General features: G+C 41.1%; 13 protein-coding genes. 4 read left to right on the forward strand and 9 right to left on the reverse strand.

Features of this window, described 5'->3' with window-relative positions; translation table 11 throughout:
• Positions 1–114 precede the first annotated feature (114 nt).
• A complete protein-coding gene (locus OO778_RS23700) occupies positions 115–1,407 on the forward strand; it encodes a DEAD/DEAH box helicase (RefSeq protein WP_005386186.1) in 1,293 nt (430 codons plus the stop codon).
• Between the two features lie 64 nt (positions 1,408–1,471).
• On the opposite strand, the gene OO778_RS23705 is transcribed toward OO778_RS23700, so the two are convergent.
• From OO778_RS23705 to OO778_RS23715, 3 genes are all read right to left on the reverse strand, one after another.
• Entirely contained in the window at positions 1,472–4,498 is a 3,027-nt protein-coding gene (locus OO778_RS23705) for a DUF6701 domain-containing protein (RefSeq protein WP_258614131.1), read from the reverse strand.
• A gap of 307 nt (positions 4,499–4,805) precedes the next feature.
• Entirely contained in the window at positions 4,806–5,645 is an 840-nt protein-coding gene (locus OO778_RS23710; RefSeq protein WP_006742009.1) for an arginase family protein, read from the reverse strand.
• 6 nt (positions 5,646–5,651) lie between these two features.
• Positions 5,652–6,386, reverse strand: a complete 735-nt coding sequence (locus OO778_RS23715; protein ID WP_005391048.1) for an IclR family transcriptional regulator — start codon at positions 6,384–6,386, stop codon at positions 5,652–5,654.
• 348 nt (positions 6,387–6,734) lie between these two features.
• Here OO778_RS23715 and OO778_RS23720 point away from each other — a divergent pair, with 348 nt between their 5' ends.
• Positions 6,735–8,207, forward strand: coding sequence for an EAL domain-containing protein (locus OO778_RS23720; RefSeq protein WP_264911945.1), 1,473 nt, complete (start codon positions 6,735–6,737; stop codon positions 8,205–8,207).
• On the opposite strand, the gene modF is transcribed toward OO778_RS23720, so the two are convergent.
• Positions 8,195–9,649, reverse strand: coding sequence for a molybdate ABC transporter ATP-binding protein ModF (modF, locus tag OO778_RS23725; protein WP_074189969.1), 1,455 nt, complete (start codon positions 9,647–9,649; stop codon positions 8,195–8,197). The genes OO778_RS23720 and modF overlap by 13 nt on opposite strands.
• A gap of 284 nt (positions 9,650–9,933) precedes the next feature.
• On the opposite strand from modF, the gene OO778_RS23730 reads away from it, so the two are divergent.
• Together OO778_RS23730 and OO778_RS23735 are read left to right on the forward strand one after the other, a co-directional pair.
• Entirely contained in the window at positions 9,934–11,484 is a 1,551-nt protein-coding gene (locus OO778_RS23730) for a PAS domain-containing methyl-accepting chemotaxis protein (protein ID WP_074189970.1), read from the forward strand.
• A gap of 486 nt (positions 11,485–11,970) precedes the next feature.
• Positions 11,971–12,225, forward strand: a complete 255-nt coding sequence (locus OO778_RS23735) for a helix-turn-helix domain-containing protein (protein ID WP_011106029.1) — start codon at positions 11,971–11,973, stop codon at positions 12,223–12,225.
• A gap of 144 nt (positions 12,226–12,369) precedes the next feature.
• On the opposite strand, the gene OO778_RS23740 is transcribed toward OO778_RS23735, so the two are convergent.
• The 5 genes from OO778_RS23740 to OO778_RS23760 all read right to left on the reverse strand — a co-directional run bounded on the left by OO778_RS23740 (position 12,370) and on the right by OO778_RS23760 (position 18,239).
• The gene (locus OO778_RS23740; RefSeq protein ID WP_024703267.1) at positions 12,370–12,663 is read right to left on the reverse strand and encodes a hypothetical protein; all 294 of its coding nucleotides are present in this window, start codon (positions 12,661–12,663) and stop codon (positions 12,370–12,372) included.
• On the reverse strand, positions 12,644–14,674 hold the full coding sequence (locus OO778_RS23745; RefSeq protein ID WP_233262894.1) for a hypothetical protein: 2,031 nt from the start codon (positions 14,672–14,674) through the stop codon (positions 12,644–12,646). The genes OO778_RS23740 and OO778_RS23745 overlap by 20 nt, the downstream gene beginning before the upstream one ends.
• Before the next feature lie 400 nt (positions 14,675–15,074).
• A complete protein-coding gene (locus OO778_RS23750) occupies positions 15,075–15,602 on the reverse strand; it encodes a hypothetical protein (protein ID WP_069489907.1) in 528 nt (175 codons plus the stop codon).
• 46 nt (positions 15,603–15,648) lie between these two features.
• The gene (locus OO778_RS23755) at positions 15,649–16,656 is read right to left on the reverse strand and encodes a DNA-binding protein (protein WP_069489843.1); all 1,008 of its coding nucleotides are present in this window, start codon (positions 16,654–16,656) and stop codon (positions 15,649–15,651) included.
• A gap of 68 nt (positions 16,657–16,724) precedes the next feature.
• Complete coding sequence (locus tag OO778_RS23760; protein WP_264911950.1) at positions 16,725–18,239, reverse strand: hypothetical protein; 1,515 nt, start codon at positions 18,237–18,239, stop codon at positions 16,725–16,727.
• Positions 18,240–18,368: the final 129 nt, after the last annotated feature.

Genomic DNA, 18,368 nt, shown 5'->3' on the forward strand with positions numbered 1-18,368 from the left:
TTTGCTTTTGTAGCGTTTCAATGAGAAAAGTGAGATAAATCACTCAAATTCGGGTATAGTGCACGGCTAAATTTTTAAAGCTATTTTTAGTGGTTTGTTTAAGGAATACGCTCAATGTCATTTTCATCTCAAGGTTTTGCGCCAGAAGTGGTTAAAGCACTGGCAGAATGCGGTTATGAAAAGTTAACGCCAATTCAACAGAAGGCGATTCCAATGGCTCGCAAAGGCCATGATATTTTCGCTACAGCACAAACAGGTACTGGTAAAACGGCTGCGTTTTCTCTGCCTATGATTCAGCAGTTGTTAGACAGTAACCGTAGCGCTTCTCGTAAGACTGCTCGTGCACTTATCTTGGCTCCAACTCGCGAGCTTGCTGAACAAATTGCTGACAACATCAAAGCTTACACGAAGTACACAAATCTGTCGGTGGCGGCGATTTTCGGTGGCCGTAAAATGTCTTCTCAGGTTGCGGCACTGGAAAATGGTGTTGATATCCTTGTGGCTACACCTGGTCGATTGGAAGAACACATCGAACAAGGTAATGTCTCGGTGGCACACTTAGAGTTTTTGGTGTTTGATGAAGCAGACCGTATCTTGGATATGGGCTTTATTCATGCAGTTCGTAAGATCATGCTGGATGTGGATACAGACCCACAAATCATGATGTTTTCGGCAACGACTTCAAGCCAGCTAAATCTGTTAGCGAAAGACATTCTGCGTAAACCAAAACGTATCGAAGTAGAGCGTGCAAATACTACGGCACAAACAGTTGCTCACGTGCTATATCCAGTTGATCAAGAGCGAAAAACGGAACTGCTTTCAGAGCTAATTGGTCGCAAAAACTGGAAACAAGTGTTGGTATTTGTGAACTATAAAGAGACCGCAAACGAAGTGGTAAAAGAGCTGAAACTTGATGGTATCAAAGCGGTGGTTTGTCATGGTGACCGTGCTCAAAGCGCTCGTCGTCGTGCGCTAGAAGAGTTTAAGTCCGGTAAAGCACGTGTCATGGTGGCTACCGATGTCGCTGCTCGAGGTCTAGATATTGAAGACTTACCTCACGTTGTGAACTATGACATGCCTTTCCTAGCGGAAGATTACGTTCACCGAATTGGTCGTACGGGCCGTGCAGGTAAACAAGGTCATGCTGTTTCATTTGTAAACCGAGATGAAGAGCTCACGGTGGTTCAGGTTGAAAATCTAATCCAGCAACGCATTCGCCGTATTGAGCTTGCAGGCTATGAACCAAAACAGCGTGAATCTTACATTGAAAAGCTGCACTCAAAACCAGCATTCAAGAATCGTCAAGGTCGTCGTAATAATCCGAACCAGTCGGCAACAGACCAAGGGTCGGCAGAGCGTCGTCTTGCTATGGTGAAGCGCCTGAAAGCGCGTCGTGGCGCAAAGTAAATTACATCAGTTTGTGATGAAAAGAGCCCCTCAATTGAGGGGCTCTTTTTTTTGCCGTTTCGCGTTAATTTAGGCCAAGCATATTGGGTTCACCACGATAAATAATGCGATCGTTTCCTCGGTGAATACCAAACGTAACAATGACGGGTGGGTTTTCCTCTTCACTTGTAGAGCTATCCCAGTCGTATTTCAGCCAAGGGATGCGATTGCCTGAGCTGTCTAAATCTAGGTGGAATTGTATTTGCTCGCGCGCTGAGTCAATTTGGCTTGCAACGATATCGGTCATTCTGCCAATACTCATCGTTCCAACGCCAGAAAGCAGGGCGTTGTTTGCTGGCACATGAGACCAAATTGGCGTGCTGAAGTAATATTCACCATTCGCCGTTGTTGAGCTGTCATCGAAGTTAGTCGTAAATCGACCGTTTTGCCAAATTTCCACATCAAGTGGCACTTTGATCACCATGCCTTGGTTGCCACCTACATCTTGAAAGTTCAAACGACCGAATCGAATGTCCGGTTGTTGAGTGAGCACTTCGCTGTTATCAAAGAAATTTACCTCATCAACGGCTTTAGTCGTGACTATACCTATTTTGCTGCTGTCACTGTTAGTCCCTTTATTAAATGGGCCATCAGGGTATTGTTTGTCGGTCGTGTTCTTTTTCCAACATGGGCTATTGTTACAAGTCGCATTGGTCGACGGCTTCTCGATCACAAACGTTCCAACACTCGCGTTACCCAGTAGTTTCCAGTCTACCTTCTTAGGCTTAGGCGGCAAAAACCGATCGGAGTATGAGCTTAGCTCGCCTAAGTCGAAATGTTGTTGAAGGTTAGATGAAAAGTGGACGTAGTTCTTCACGTTTTCCTTATTCGCATTGAGTGCGACAACATCGTAAGTGACTTTCTCAAAAGGTTGATTCATGTAAGCAAAAGTTTGGCCATGTGGGTAGTGCCATTCTTGGTCTTGCACTTGAAAATATTTTGGGTAAAAACGACCGATGTAACGATAGCCTTCGTTAACAGTCATACCTAGATATTTACTTTCTAGGTTTGCTTTTACTCTCAAGCTCCCGACTTCTTCCCAATATAATCCATTAAAGACGAATTGATCATTCTTGGCTGAATTATGCGCCTGAGCCAGTGAGTAACTACTTTTTAGCAATTTCGAGGTTTGGTTCGCTGTCTCTGATGGCGTATGTTGCTCACCCGACAAGACAACGGATGCTGCTGGAGCGTCATCAAGCATAAAATTACGGGTGATAGAGGCATCACAATAACGTGCTGATTCAACAGAACCACTTACAGAGCCGTCAGTTTGCCAAATGATCGGCTTCACTGTTAGAGAGAAAAGTTCTCCGGCGGCAATAAACCCATCTCCTTGTTCAGAGGTGCCAGAAGGCAAAGCACGTTGGTTGTCACAGATAGCCAGTGTCCATGGTCGCGAGTACACATTAAATGTTCCGTTCACTTCCACTTTGCCTTCTTCTGGGCACTCTTCAAATCCCTCACATTCAAAATGATCGGACAATGTCACTTCAAATATGCCGGACTCGTTCGTGATAAGACCATGTTCAGACAAGCCGTCTTTAAATTCCGCTGAATAGCTAAAGTTTCCTTCACTTCCTCCTAATGGTTGAACCAATGGATGAAAAACCTTAGGAGTACCATTGTAGTTGCTTGCGACTACAGGTTCGCCGGTGGAAGCACAAGCAAGCAATCGCGTATGCACGTTTTCTGGTTTACCTGCAATAACGCGTATTTCATTTAAAGTGGCGCTTTTCGTCTTAGAGTAGGCCTCAAACATAAATGGCGTAAACATAAAGCTAACCGTTTGATGCTTGCTGGTGTCTTCTGTCATAGTGAAAGTCAGCGTGTAGTTAGTACCTAACGCGATGGTATCAATATCGTTCGGGACCACTCGAACAACGAGCTCACCATTGTCGTCAGACATAAATTGGTTTGCTTTTAATATCTGCTTACCTTTGACCACCTCTAAAGTGAACAAGTCAGGGTGTGATAGGGCTGCACTGACTTCTGCGCTTACAACTTCTCCATTATTGGTTGTTGTTGCTGTAAATTGCGGAAGATCGTCGCCGCACATCAGTGCCATATCGTCCGATGGTGTGACGCTTAGGTCGAAGTCGTTCTCCGATGGAGGTTGCATGCTGCAATTCGGAACATCTTGAGGGGTGATCGGACAGAGCTGAGAAGAGTAGTGACAATCAGTGTCGCCCAATCCACAGTATTGCGTGTATCTGTTGTCTTGTGCTTTCGTTTGTGCACTTCCTGGCGTTTGTTGGATTTCACCACAAACTTGACTTGGCTGATTTGGAGCGTTGTTGAAGTTCAATGTTTGGAAGTATTTAATTGCTGTAGTAGAGCCATAGAACGAACCGTTCAATGCGGCAGATGCTCCTTTAGTCTCAGTAGTGCCGTAGATCTCCATGTCATCAATAAGCAGAGAACTGTGCGCCACAATGTCACCGACGACAAAATGATCTTGTAAAGGATGGTTTGTTTTTAGGTGTAGTGTGTCGCCTTGTGATTCGACCTTACCGCAGATGTTTGCATTGAATATATCGGTCGTGCTGTGTGTCGAAATCTCACCAATAATGGTGTTGTATGCTCCATCAATGTGAAGTGTCGAACCTGTTAGCTTAATATTCCCGTCTATGAGAATGTTATGCAGCTTTGTTGGATAAGCCGATAGAAGATCACCATAGATAACAGTGTGCTTGTTTTGGTAATCGTCAATGCTTGAAGCTTTCTCATTGTTAACCGTTAATCCGGTAGCGAGTGCGTGTAGAGAGATACGCTTATTGGGTTCACCAATCGTATTGTTCCCCTCTAACACAATGCCATAATCTGCTTTTAACGTTATCTCTTTTTCCGGTAATGAGGAGACAATTTTGTCACCTGCGGGTAGGACTATTTCCCCTGTACAGCGATAAGTCGTGCCATCGCTTTCGATACTAAAACTCTTGTGTGAGCAAAGTTGACCTAACTCAGATAGATCTTTGACGTCATAAGTGGTGGCGTGTGAGGCTAGCGGTAAAACAAGAACCGCAGCGAAAATACTGCAAAGACGCATCATCAAATGTCCTAAAAAAGTGGAACAAGATGGCATCAAGCGAGCGTGAGCAAGTGCTCACAGAAGTTGAAATGTCGGCGGTGTTTTTGGTTTTTAATCCGCTTACTTATTGAACTTTGGCTATTTTTATTTCGTATGTCATACCAAAGTATAGTGGCGTTATTAGAACGTAAGTATGAGATTAGTTCAATAGCTAAGTGTGACATGAGTCGCTTTATTCATGTAACTATTTGTTGGTAAAAGATAATAATTAACCATGTTGGTTCAGAATCAGTAGCTTGAGCGTCCTGATTCTGAACAGAACTTAATCCTAGGCTGCGTGAACAATGAGTGGAGCCATTTGATATAACTCTTCTAGTATGGCTTTCGTTTGTCTCGAATAGACCAGACGATCGCGATCGCCTACGAGTTGAATGGCTCTGACTTTACCTGCAACCAGACATTGCCTAATGGTGCGTAGAACCATTTGGATATCAATTTCTGAGGTACCATCAAGGCTGTTTTTGGTTTTTAGGGAGCCAAGGTCGATACTGAGGATTATTTGGTCGCAATGGTCGAGGTAATTGCCGATTAACTGCTTTACATTATTGCGATGACGGAAAGAAAACTCTTTATCGGTTACCCAGTCACAACCTTGATCCTCCGCGTATTCCCACGTTTCTTGCTTTGTATCTTGTTCGCTAACACCAGCAAAAAATAATCGCACGTTTTGATAGCGAGAAAGCGCAAAATGGAATGCCGAGCCTAAACGTGGTTCAAGTGTTGGCTTCAAATTCATGTCATGTCCAATATTTACCACACCCACTTCGTCTCGATAGGACCCGACCACAGGTAACATGGACAAGATTGCCTCGGTACAGTTAGTTACTAAAACAGGAATGGAGTGGCGAGAAAGCGAAAGGCTTAACGCTTCCTGAAACTCGCCATTTTCCAGCTTGTCGTGGTTGAAGTGACCAAAGTTTTCAGCGGTTTCATGATCATGCTGTTGGTATAGCCAATCACTAGCATTTTCCAAACTTTGATCAGCTAATTCAAACGCGCCCTTAGACATGGGTGGCAAATACTCACACACTGTCATAAAAGAAAAAGGGTAATGCTGCGGCTGTTTCACGGTGTGGTGGAGTTTATAGCGTTTGAAAAAGCTTAACATGATGAATTACCTTTCTGGTGGTAGTGCCCTTGCCGCTTGCAACACATGCAAAATAATGCGCTGCTTATCCTTTTCGACTCGGTGGGCCGGAGCCATCACCGAGACCGCGCCGATCAGTTTGCTTCCTTTCATCACTGGTGCACTGATGCCAGAAACACCCGGGTCAATTTCTGAAGTACTGACGGCATATCCGTGTTTACGGATGGTTGTGAGCTCTTGTTCCCATTCGTCTCGTCGGTGATCTTGATTAAAGTATCTCAAGATTTTCTCGCATCGACTTTGAGGCATAAAAGCGAGCATCACTTTAGATGAGGCACCACGTAGCAGAGGTTGACTTTGACCCTGGACGAAGCTGCAACGTAGCGCCTGCATACTTTCTTTTTGTCTGACACAAAGCGCGCGATACCCTGCAGGTACCATATAAGCGGCCATTTCCCCTGTTTGTTGTACCAACCGAGCCAGTATGGTTTCGACCATATCTAACCCATGCTGTGCGGTCTCATAGCTATGCATGAGCAGCAATGCTGCCGGGCCAACGACAAATGTCTTGTCGTGTACGCTTTCTTCAATCAAGTTCCACTCTTTGAGCAGCTTCAAGTGTCGGTAGAGACTGCTCAAAGGAACGTTCAATTGCTCGCTTAGCGTTTTCGCAGAGACTGGGAATGGACTAACTGCAACTTGCATTAACAACTGCAGTGCTTTTTCGTTTACCTGGTTCGCATTAGCTTTGTTTGTCGTCATGAGAGTGTTGTAACGTGTTATATGAATTACGACAAATATAATTCTTAATCACTGAGAAAAGAAAAATAATTTTAATGGGTAATTCTCGTAGAGTGAGAATTTGACGACTGAGGGCTTACCTCGGTACCGATAGGCTCAAAAATGATGTCGTATTGACGTCTCAGGTTTGAGTCGTTTGATGCTAAATTGGAACAGGAGGGATTAAGGCATTGTTTAGTTTGCGGTATTACCAAGTGTTTCGCATACTGAGTTAATCTAAATAAATAATATTATAAACGAGAGTTGCTAGTGGGTATCAGAATCCAGATACCATCTAAGTAAATCGGTTTTATAAAAGGTTACTTTTATATGCTGAATAAGGCGCTTTTTAAAAAAGCCATCATTTTTTTGTTGCCCATTCCTTTGATTGTTGGCGAGGTCTTGTATTTAGCTCGTGAAAGCGTGCAAAACAACCTCAATCATCTATTAGAAAAAAACGTTCAAATCGCAGACGAAATTTTATTCCAAATAGAGACCGAAAACCGCACGGCTTTGTTGCATCCTAGACGATGTGAAGAGCTTCAGCAAAACTTGATGTTTGAACGAGATATCGAAGAAATGCTGATTGTAAAAGATGGGATCATTACGTGTTCTTCTAAACTGGGCGTAATTTCTAAGCCGTTAGCCGAGCACATTACATTTCCTGAGGGACAAGCGTTAGCACTGGGAAACGTGGATAGCGTATATGACCAATTTTTGCTCGTCGTGACCGAAGGAGAGCGAGGTTATCAAGCGGTGACGATTATTGATCATGACTACTTTAATGCGAAGATAGGATTTAATAACGATTTACGTTTAAAACGCTCTGCCTTATTTATTCTTGACCAAGTTGCACCTGAAGAAGCGTTGAGAACGGGAAGTAATCCTATTGGCATCAAATCGTCGCAAATGTTTGAGTATGAAGCTTTGAGTGAAGCTAGCGATCTATTCGTCAAACAGAGAACACTTTCCTATTTTTTGTATTCAATTCCAATCATTTTTGTTATCTATCTTTGCTTATATGCGTTAAATAAATTTATCGATCCTCATCGAAGCTTGGTTCTGGATTTAAAGAAAGCCATAAAGAAAGGCGAGTTGACTCTGTATTACCAGCCCCAGATTAACGTTGATACTGGTCAACTATTTGGTTTTGAAGCCCTAGTGCGATGGGAACATCAGAATAAAGGGTTCATTTCTCCTGATGAGTTTGTGCCAGCGGCGGAGCAAAGTGGATTGGTCTTTTTGCTCACGGATTACGTTCTCGATAAAGCGGCAGAAGATTTTAGTAAATTAGACTTTAATCAGTCTGTTCACCTTGGTATTAATGTGCCGCCAGGTTACTTGGTTGGGCCAAACGCGATTAGAAAGATTCAACTCATTGACAGGAAGTTAAGTCGAAATAACGTCTCATTAGGCATAGAGATAACAGAACGTCAACTCATTGATGCTGAAGCCAGAAAGTGCATTGCAGCGCTGCGAGTACATGGTATTGATGTGTTAATCGACGATTTTGGTACCGGTCAAACCTCGCTGGCGTTTCTGCAGCACATGCGTATTGATTACCTAAAAATCGATAAATGTTTTGTCGAAACTATTGGTATACCTAGCCTTAGTGCTTCTGTTTTAAAAGCTATTGTTCACTTTGCGGAAGAGCTAAAAGTACAACTCATCGCTGAAGGTGTAGAAACAACGGCGCAAGCCGACCATTTGAAAAAGATGGGAGTGCGATATCATCAAGGATATTTTTACTCCAAGCCTTTACCTTATGATCAACTTGCTCAGCGAAGTCATTATGATTGGTAAACGTTAGCCCGATAACATTGGTCATTGTCATCAAAAACAAACTCTAACTCATTCTTGATGCTATCCAAGCGGTCTTCTTGGTAATGAGATACATACAATAGCTGGCTTAAATTCTCTCGGGCGATGAGCTCAAGAGTATTCTTAACTAAACGCCTACCAAGAAAATCTAACCCTTGATATGGCTCGTCCAAAATCAGTAATGTTGGTTGTTTAACGATGGCTCTTGCAATCAACAACAGGCGCTGCTGACCGTACTCTAATTGCTTGAATGAGGTTTTTCGGTATTGGCTCATATGTAGGATGTCGAGCCATTCGTTTGCGATGTCCACTTCTTTACGAGTGGGTTGGTTATACAACCCTATGGAGTCGTAAAAACCGGACAAAATCACGTCTAGCGCACTGCAGTTAACGCGGTATTGAAGGTGTAACGCTGAAGATACCATACCTATGTGCTGCTTAATTTCCCAGATTGTCTCGCCAGACCCTCGCTTTTTACCAAAGATATCAATGTCATTGCTGTAGCACTGAGGATGATCACCAAAGATTAACCCAAGCAAGGTGCTCTTCCCACAGCCATTTGGGCCTTTGATCTGCCAATGCTGACCTTTGTCTATTCGCCAGTTTAAGTCAGTAAAGATCTTCTTATCAGTGTATTCAACAGACCCATTTGTTAGTTCAAATATTGGGTTGTTGAAGTGTGTCGAGTGCTGATGCTGACGTATCAAGCTCATCATTTCTTCACTCTGTTGCTCGGACTGAGATTTAAGTTGTCCAATGATTGGATGATTATCCAAACTGGATTTATCCATTGTACTGTCCAGCTTTCCTGCACTGAAAAGCGCAACGCGATCAATCCACTCAGGCATATCAGACTCGCGAGAGAAGGTGACCAGTAGCTGTACGGTTTGAGAAAGCGAGTGTAAATAGTGAGCGAGAGCTGCTCGATGGGCAATATCTAAACCAGTAAATGGGTTATCTAGCAGTAACAAATCAGGCTGTGTTGCTAAAGCGCGAGCTAACATCACTCGTCTTGTTTCCCCTGTAGAGAGAACACGAAAGCCACTGTCTTTAAGGTGAGTTAGGTCGAGGTCGGTAATCAGTTGATCTATTAAATCAGCGTCTTGGCTGCGCTCCTGAATGAGTGAGTAAATGGTACTGCCTTGATCGATACGATCAAGAAAGTCTGTATCGTCCTTTTCTAATTCTCTTTCCAGTAATCGCTGTTGCTCTGATAACGACACTTGAGCAACGGACAGCCCATCAAGCTCAAGTTTCCCGCTTATTGGTGAAAGTTCACCACAAATAAGGTCTCCAAGTAGAGCTCCAATATCCCCATCCGCGCTGAATATTCCCCAAGATTGCTGAGTGTCTATTTTCCAATCGTCAATAAATAGGTGAGCCGTGTTCCCTTGAGCGGCAAGCTGACTAAAACGAATAGTCATATGTTTGTCTTCCTTGTTTTCGTTGTAATCGTTTATTTATAACAATTTACGAACTCAGTAAGGAAGCGCTTTTGTGTATTAATTTTAATCAATGCAGCATCTTGTGCGCACTCAAGGGTAGTGCTATTTGAGAGTGAAACCGCCACTATGTTTGCAGGTAATAAATTGACCTATCAGTAATTTTATTGAATTTTACAATGAGCTTATCATTATGCGCATAAATGTTATGCTGCTACACTCATACTTGCCGTTTATTTAATTAATCAATGTAAGGACACATGTTTATGAGTGAAACGGAATATGATTACCCTTCGAGTTACAGCCTAGTTTCTATCACCGATACGTCCAGCTATATCAAATATGCCAGTGAAAACTTTAATGAAGTCGCGGGGTTTGGTGATGGTGAACTTATCGGTAAGCCTCACAATGTTGTACGCCACCCAGACATGCCGAAGCAGGCTTTTAAAGATTTATGGACGCACCTAAAAGCCGGAAAACACTGGATGGGAATGGTGAAAAACCGACGTAAAAACGGAGGGTATTATTGGGTTGATGCGTTTGCTTCTCCTATCAAATCCAATGGTGAAGTTGTTGAATACCAATCGGTTCGATTTAAACCTGAGCGTATACACGTTCAACGAGCGGAAAAAGCGTATTCAAAGCTTCGGAATAACGGTAAACCATTGCAAATGTATCTTCCTCGTACGCGTTTGTGGATGAGAGCAGCCTTCTTTCTTTTCATTTCAAACTTTCTTGGCTTGCTAACTCTACAAATGAATCAATCACCAGCGGTGGCCTTTGGCATTGCTGCATTACTTTCCGTTTTCTCAATTTATGTATTAACCAGGCCAGTTGAGAAGCTTGCTAGACAGGCTAGGCAAGACTTCAACAATCCACTAATGGAGTATATTTATTGCGGAAAAATTAACGATCTGGCTGAAATTGAGCTGGGTATGAAGATGCGTAAGCAATTTGCAGATGCGCTATTAGGGCGAGTCGGTGTGTCTGTAAAAGACTCTTGCGAAGAAACGCGTGCAAGTGCCAACAGTGCTGCGACGAATAGCCAGCAAGTGACGGAAAACTTGAGTGCACAGAAAGTAGAGATCGACTCGGTCGCTACAGCGGTCAACGAGATGCAAGCCTCATCATCTGAGATATCAAATAATGCTCAAGCGACTGCTGATGCTACGCTAGAAGCGCAGAACACGATGACAGATAGCAGTAGCGTTATCGATAATGTTAACCACTCGGTACTAGAGCTGGTGGATGAGCTCGGCGAAATCTCTAAAGTGGTCATGCGTTTGAACCAACAAACCGAGCAAATAGGAACCGTTGTTGAAGTGATCAATGATATTGCTGAACAAACCAACTTATTAGCGTTGAATGCAGCAATTGAAGCGGCGAGGGCAGGCGAACAAGGGAGAGGGTTTGCAGTCGTTGCGGATGAAGTGAGAACCCTTGCTAAAAGAACACAGGAATCGACAACAGAAATTAAAGCGGCCATTGAAGGAATTCAAAAGGGCAGTAAATCAGCGGTTTCTGCGCTAGAGAAAGGCAATGAAATGTCTATTGGAACGGTATCATTATTAGGCACGGCTTTAGAGAGCATCCAACAGCTGCAATCTCTCGTTCAGGATGTAGTCGAGCGAAATCAACAAATTGCGGTATCGATAGAAGAACAGGTTTACGTAACGGATGAGATTAACGAAAACATCCAGTCGCTTAACTTAAAGTACAGTGAATCGTATGATCTGATGACAGAAACGAATCAGATGAACTCTAAAGTGCAAAGTTGTACCAATGACCTATCTGAAATGATTAAGAAGTTTGCTTAAACACTAGAAAATAGAAATAAAGAGCCCGCTAACTTTTAGCGGGCTCTTTATTGGAATGTGGTGAAGTTCTGGGGCCGTATACGACTAGGGGTTCGAACCTCCGTCATTTTACAAACACTAAAACGACGAAAGCTCGCAATAAATGCGAGCTTTCTAAATAAGTGGCGGAGAGATAGGGATTTGAACCCCATCTCTTTGAAAACCTATATATATCAAGCTCTTGAATTTTCTAGCTTTCTACGTTCATCAACCAAATGTCACGTTGACGAATGTTAATCACAATCAGTATACGAAAACAATCGAACTTAGCAAGAGCATCAAGCATATAAGCCAAAATATTTTTCTAGTATCCTTACCCAGTCAACTAATCCTCTTAATCTTAGCTATTACTGATTACCCCTGTGCGGGGGTAAAATTAACTTTAACCCTCACAGGGGTTAAAGTGCTAATATCCCCTACAGGGGTTAATTTAGATTGGAGGCAGATATGCTCATAACAAGTCCTAAGCAACTGGGGATATACTTGCGTGATGTACGCAGGAATCAAAGGCGCAACCAAACCAAAGTCGGAGATATTGTTGGTCTAAAACAGACAACGGTGTCGAAACTTGAACGTGATCCTGCCTCGTCCAGTATCGAAAGTCTGATGCGCCTGCTATCATCACTAGATCTTGAGCTACATATTCAAGACAAAGCTGTAAGCCGTGAACAAGCAAAGCTTCGTGATCCTGATGATTGGTAAAATTTCATAGAACCACTAAAGCCGTTTAAAATAAAAATATAAAGGTTTATTTTAGCCAGAAAAAGATAAAAACGGCTTTAGATATTCCGACGATTCATTAATTACCATTGGAACTTAGGTTTGCATTATCATCTTTATATTACATTAATATTTTGAATATTTCTCTAACGCATCCTTGTATTTAATTTCACTTTCATCTTGAAAGTTCTTTTTTTCTTCAATCAGTTTTTTGAATTTCTTATAGATATTTTCATATATTATCTTATGAGCTTCGTTACCAATTCTTGACTCGTCAGGATTATCCATGTCGAAGTCTTCTTCAAACACTGTATCAACAAGAAACAGTAAATCCTCTTTACCAATTTTTTCTATACTTACCCAGTTTATACCGTCAACAGTATAGGTAGCCTGTGATCTCTCAATTTTTAATCGCTTCATAAGAATCTCCTCGCACTCTATATGGTTCTGCACCAGCTTCTAGACAATTAATAATGACATCATAGTTTGGTTGTGTTTTTCCATCTAAACTATGCAGAACTCTGTCAGTCGGATGACCATAAAATATGTTATACGTAACTTCTCCATCTATGACGTCTTTTCTTGTATATAAAAGGTAATCAGGGCTTATTGATGCTCCTACAGTATTATTATGCGTAACCAAAATTACAGGCATGTTCTTAGAAAGGTCTTTAATAATTTTATTGACTTTATTTAAGAGAAAAACATTATCAAAAGATGACTCTGGCTCATCGATCATTAGCATATCATAGTTGTATGCATCATTTATATTTTGAAGAAGCCTAAACTCTGAACGTTCTCCACCTGACACTTTGTAACCAAGAGAGTTTAAAACCTCATAATTAATATCACAAAAAAATGTATGTAGTTGTGATTTGTCAATAGTCTCAATCTCTTTGAGTTCCTGTAGAAATTCATATGCATTATCATATTTTTCATACGCATCAGAGAATCGACCTTTATTGCCATTGTTTCTGCGAAGTTCATTTGCCCCTTTATAAGGTTCTTTTCTTGCTACAACATTGTATCCGTATATTGATTCAATAGACTCTTGGCTTTCAGTTTTTATAAAACCAACAATGGATTCAAATTTGCTAATATTTTTTCTATCAAGAGCGGTTTTATACAAATCTACTTCTGAAATTGGTGCTGTGGCAGATTGAACATTCAATTGAGCTTGAGCATCTCTTATAATGCTATTTACATACAGTTTTTGAGCGTTAATTTTATATTCTCTATTGTGTTCCACAATCAAATCTTTGAGAAGATTAATCAAACTATCTCGATTTATATGTTGGTCAATTATGTTTTTATAGTTAACATTATCTAATATATTTCTAACAGATTTAATTAATTCCTCAATTGAACTCAAACTTGTAGGTTTGTATTGTTCTTCACTAAAAATAGCGGTTGATGAAAATGAGTCATGCCTATCTTGATTTTCTGCAAATTGTTTTAGCGACTCAAGATATTTCTCGATACTTTTTTCAGATTGAGTAATATTAATTTCTTTTACGTCATCAATAACTGACTTAAACTCTTTTAAATATTCAGTTATGTAATGTTTTTTTCCATCTCTCAATTTTGACTCAAACTTAGATTCATCATCACTATCACTTCTTTCAAGAAGCTCAAATTGTTTGATGTACTTAATTTTTTCATTTTCAGAATAATTAAATATTTCATTTAGAGTATGAGACTTTCCTGAGGAACGCTGTCCTAGTAAAACATTGAGTCCTGTTGATATTTCTAGCCCATTATCAAGCACTTGGAAGAATCGGTTTCCTTCCTTTTCAGTTAAAGCCAATTTATCACTATTTTTCAAGGCAGTTTTTAACGAAGAATGTGTTAATTCTCCGACATCGACATAAGTTTGTCTTACAGGTAAGTGCTCTAAGTCACGTTTAGCTCGCATATCACTAAAAAGAACTGGGGTTAAACCAGTTCCATTTAATGCATAGAGAAACTTTTTAACGCTCTGTACTTCGCCACAGGTAACTACATCCCCTAATTTATGCAACGTTGGTTTCTTTATAGATGGAGTTTTATCAATATGTGGAATGATGATGTATTTGGAAAGATCTTCAAATATTTCTATAAACCTATTGTAATCTATATCACTTTTAGCATCAGGAATGTCTTTAGTCACTAGTGAACATCGGGAACTGAAGTCTTCCACGTCTGAGTTATCAGCGATTACTAGTATATGGCCACCTTCCAGATCAACTTCAATACCAGGGAAAACCACAGTCTTTGATAACTCTTCTCTTATCAAGAGAAACTGCTCTTTATCAAACTTGTTATGATTAGTGATAGCAATACAATCTATATTACTTTCAGTCACATACCGCCTGAGAGTATCCAGTGAATAGTCAAAGTATGGGTCGCTAGGGGTCACAACTGTGTGCACATGCAGATCAATTTTTTTCATTTTGGCTCTTCCCTAATGCTAGTATCACAATCCACCAAAAAAGGATAAAGTGATGATTGCAATCGAGTCTACCAATCAACCGAATTCAAGCAATGAGAAACTACGGGTTGTTTGATCTAATGCAAATAAGCACTCTGTTGATTATGAGTATATGTTTAAACAACCTAAACGGTAGCAGTATATATCGGAGGAGTATGTACGAAGCACTCAGCAGAAACAGGCGAGGATGATGCTTTAGAAGCTCAGCATAAGAACGATTTTCTCAACTGCTGGGTTAAGATATTGAGGAAAACTGCTATAACCTAGTAATCATCACACCTGTGCTCAAACAGGAAATGGACGAGATCGTCGGTGACTACAAAATCGACCTCAATGGAGAGTTCTAGTAAACCTACCGTGCTCAATCAAACTCATTGCAAAGCATATGAGTATTCCTGCCAACGCGCTTCAAATCTCGAATCGCCGCAGACTCTGTTGCGATTCTCAAAGGTCTATCAGAAAGAATTGTATTGTTCAGAATATCGATATCGCAGCGATCAGTGTGTGTAAATTCGATCACCCCGTATGGAGTCTTGAATACACCCTTTCGACCAGTAGTCATTACTGTCAGACGATCAATAGGAATCTGAGAAATTACACCATATTCTGAAAGAGCAGATTCAAGCGAGATGTAATTGTATTCACCACGACGTAGACTTTTAGCCACATATTCAATGGTATAACCACCTCTGTAGCGACTTAAAGCAAACACATAAACGCCTCGGCAAGCTCGTTCTAGTACCCCAAACTTGATTAAACGCGGTAAACTTTGCTTAAAAGCTTCTTCACTGTCATCAAAAAATACTCTTCGCAAGTTGCGCTTGGTATATACATAAATGCGTTGCCTATCAAATTTATGCAGACGTTCTAACGCCGTTTGAATATCCATATTGTTTAGTGTGATAAGTAGACGATAGGAGTAACCATAGCATACTTTAGTGTCCACTTGATGAGTCATTGACAGCATCACAAATGGAGTCAGTTTCTTCTAAAAAGTACGTCAGCTGCTTCTCAAGTTCATGATTTACACGGTTAAGTTCTGCGATATTAGATTGATACTCATGTAGCTTACTCTCTAAGATTCGATAATTTACTGAAAGATCGGTATTTTCATCCTGGACAGTGCTTAACTTACGTTCAGAATTTTCCAGTGCTTCTGTCATTGACTGTAGCTTAATCGAACTTTCAGTTAATTTGAGACAAGTGCTCTCATAGCGTTCAGATAGTTCAGTCAGCTGAGATTCAAGCCTTTCCACATCGTTAAGTGCATATTCTCGTTGTACTGTTAGTGCTGAATGCGCTTTCTCGACTTTTGATAGACTGGCTTGGAGACCACAAATGGTATCTTGCTGGTTTTCTAACCTGTCATTTGCTTGATTGAGTGAACTCGTAAGTTGACTGATATTTTTTAGTAACTCAGATTTCTCGTGTTGTGATTCGACTAGCTCAGATTGCAGAGCTTCAATTTTCTCCTCTAGTTCATCATTTGCATCTGTAGCCCTTTGGAGAGTCTGTTCAATATCCAAAGCTTCTCCCTCAGACTGCTCTTTTTGTTTGATCGCGTGTTGGCTGATTGCCTCTGCTTCTCTAATGCGTGTGTAAGTAATTGACTCAAAATGGGTATGAATACAGTCATTCATAGCGATAACAATATCTCGAAGTGATGTGGAGATATCATGTTCCTTTCTTTCGAGAAGCTCTTGAATTTCCGCTGGTAGCTCATATGAGGTTCTTACTTGAGTAGTTGTTGATGGGGGATCATTTTGTGCTTCTGGAATCCTACCGTCAGCAATGAGCTTTTCCAGATCAGCCTGAATCGAAGAGCTTTTTCCTCGTTGTAAATACTCTCTAATTCGCCACCCGCTGGGCTTCTTTCCTCTGCTAATCAGCTCATTAGCGGCTTGGATGAGGTCTTCATCAGTGTAAGTTTTCGGCCTTGCCATGCTGTTCACCATTATTATTGTTTTTTTAATGAAAGTTAGTAAGTTAGTAAGTTAAGAACTTAACTAACTTACCTTTCAAACGTATCGCTTTCTGACTTTTGGTCGGTCTTATTGCGCTCAAGATTACTTTTGCGCAGTTCTACTGATTCCAACAGCAGCTTTGCTTTTACCTGAATGCTGGGTGGCAGGTTCAACATATCTTTCATGGCGTTATCCAAAAATGATTCAACCATCCGTGATTGACCTGATTCTTTAGCTTTCAAACCCAAGAAAACTGACTGGCAGAACTGGCTTAAAGGACGGATGATGTCATCTTTTAAGTTTTGAACTAATTTTTCTAAAGCGAGCTTTTCAGCACGCAATTGAACGATTTCTTTTTTCTCAGCAGAAATATCTCGACTATTTTGCCTTTTTAGTTCATTGATCATTTCGTTTTCGCCTGTAGAAATAGCAACTTGCGTTTTAATGTCGTCTAGTTCACTTCTTCCAGCTTCAATATCACTCGCGAGTTCCTTGCGTTGTATTGCTTGTCTTTTGAGCAAGTAGTTATTTAAGTTGTTTTTCCTCTGGCTTTTCGGAAGTTTTGCTTGCTGATTCATTTCTTTACGCTGCTTTGTTCTCCTTTCTGTTTCAGTAGAAAACTCAACTAACAACCCCTTTGAACGACACAAATGTTTATTCGCAAAATCCTGAACCATTCGTTGAAAGTAATGCCCAAAGTCTTGCGTCTCCTCACGTGTCAACTTTGAATCATTCGGAAAGAAATCCTTTACCCCTGTAACTTTTTCTATGTATTCGCTCACAACTTGTATTTGGCGTTTGTGAAGATCAAATTTGTTGGTTTTCTGATTCAACGCAGATAAAAAATAATGCGTGTGGCACCCTGTGTTTTGGTTTTTATCCCGTTCATCGTCATGGCAAATAATTGTTTTAACTTCATAGTCTGGGAAATAATGCCCAAGAAATAGTCGAGTGAACTCGATATAATCCGAAGCATTCACCAGATCACTACCAACCTCCCATCGGTGAGGGATCTTAAAAATCCCTTCTTGGATGAATATGTTATTGGTCGGCGCTCTGTGTTGTAGTTGATTGTGAGCGTTCAGATAAGTCTCTAGCATCTTGAGACGCTGTTTCTTGCGCTGCATTGTCAAAAGAGAAAACTTCTGAATAGAGGAGTACGAAACATGACCATCAGTTTCTAAAATACTCTGCAAAAACTTAGCAGCATCCGTGTTACCACTTTTGATTTCACTATCTATTGCGTTTTTCATTTTTCGGCGATACTGGCGCTGCTGTGTTTGAAGCTTTAATTGGTTGTGAATACGTGGCTGTGGAACAATCTTATACAAGAGTTCAAGCCGCTCAGCTTCAGTCCAAGATTCTATTGGAGAAATATGGTTGTTTATCCACATGAAATTGTGTTGACTTAGCTCCTCGTTCCACTCAAGTTTCTTGGATATTTTGGCATTAGTTGGAGGAGCAATCCGCAGTGAATGCGCAAGAGAGTGTTCGCATTTCACACGACTTTCTGTAGTTGAAGAGTAATTCATTCGTCGGTGGAATAGTCTGATTGTTCTCATTCTCGACCTCCCTGAGGTCGAGTTAGAGAGTCAAGAGAGCCTTCTCTTGCCCGCAGCTTCCGTGCATCTTTTGCGGAGCAAAAGTGTGACGGAAGCGTAGCGGGTTGCCATGTCGTCACATTTTCAAAA

It is taken from the genome of Vibrio sp. STUT-A16 (genome assembly GCF_026000495.1).
Taxonomy (GTDB): domain Bacteria; phylum Pseudomonadota; class Gammaproteobacteria; order Enterobacterales; family Vibrionaceae; genus Vibrio; species Vibrio diabolicus.

Excerpts from the sequence above, each read along its gene's own strand:
- OO778_RS23700 (WP_005386186.1), top strand. The coding sequence starts at position 115 with ATGTCATTTTCATCTCAAGGTTTTGCGCCAGAAGTGGTTAAAGCACTG.
- OO778_RS23705 (WP_258614131.1), bottom strand. The coding sequence starts at position 4,498 with ATGATGCGTCTTTGCAGTATTTTCGCTGCGGTTCTTGTTTTACCGCTA.
- OO778_RS23710 (WP_006742009.1), bottom strand. The coding sequence starts at position 5,645 with ATGTTAAGCTTTTTCAAACGCTATAAACTCCACCACACCGTGAAACAG.
- OO778_RS23715 (WP_005391048.1), bottom strand. The coding sequence starts at position 6,386 with ATGACGACAAACAAAGCTAATGCGAACCAGGTAAACGAAAAAGCACTG.
- OO778_RS23720 (WP_264911945.1), top strand. The coding sequence starts at position 6,735 with ATGCTGAATAAGGCGCTTTTTAAAAAAGCCATCATTTTTTTGTTGCCC.
- modF (WP_074189969.1), bottom strand. The coding sequence starts at position 9,649 with ATGACTATTCGTTTTAGTCAGCTTGCCGCTCAAGGGAACACGGCTCAC.
- OO778_RS23730 (WP_074189970.1), top strand. The coding sequence starts at position 9,934 with ATGAGTGAAACGGAATATGATTACCCTTCGAGTTACAGCCTAGTTTCT.
- OO778_RS23735 (WP_011106029.1), top strand. The coding sequence starts at position 11,971 with ATGCTCATAACAAGTCCTAAGCAACTGGGGATATACTTGCGTGATGTA.
- OO778_RS23740 (WP_024703267.1), bottom strand. The coding sequence starts at position 12,663 with ATGAAGCGATTAAAAATTGAGAGATCACAGGCTACCTATACTGTTGAC.
- OO778_RS23745 (WP_233262894.1), bottom strand. The coding sequence starts at position 14,674 with ATGAAAAAAATTGATCTGCATGTGCACACAGTTGTGACCCCTAGCGAC.
- OO778_RS23750 (WP_069489907.1), bottom strand. The coding sequence starts at position 15,602 with ATGGATATTCAAACGGCGTTAGAACGTCTGCATAAATTTGATAGGCAA.
- OO778_RS23755 (WP_069489843.1), bottom strand. The coding sequence starts at position 16,656 with ATGGCAAGGCCGAAAACTTACACTGATGAAGACCTCATCCAAGCCGCT.
- OO778_RS23760 (WP_264911950.1), bottom strand. The coding sequence starts at position 18,239 with ATGAGAACAATCAGACTATTCCACCGACGAATGAATTACTCTTCAACT.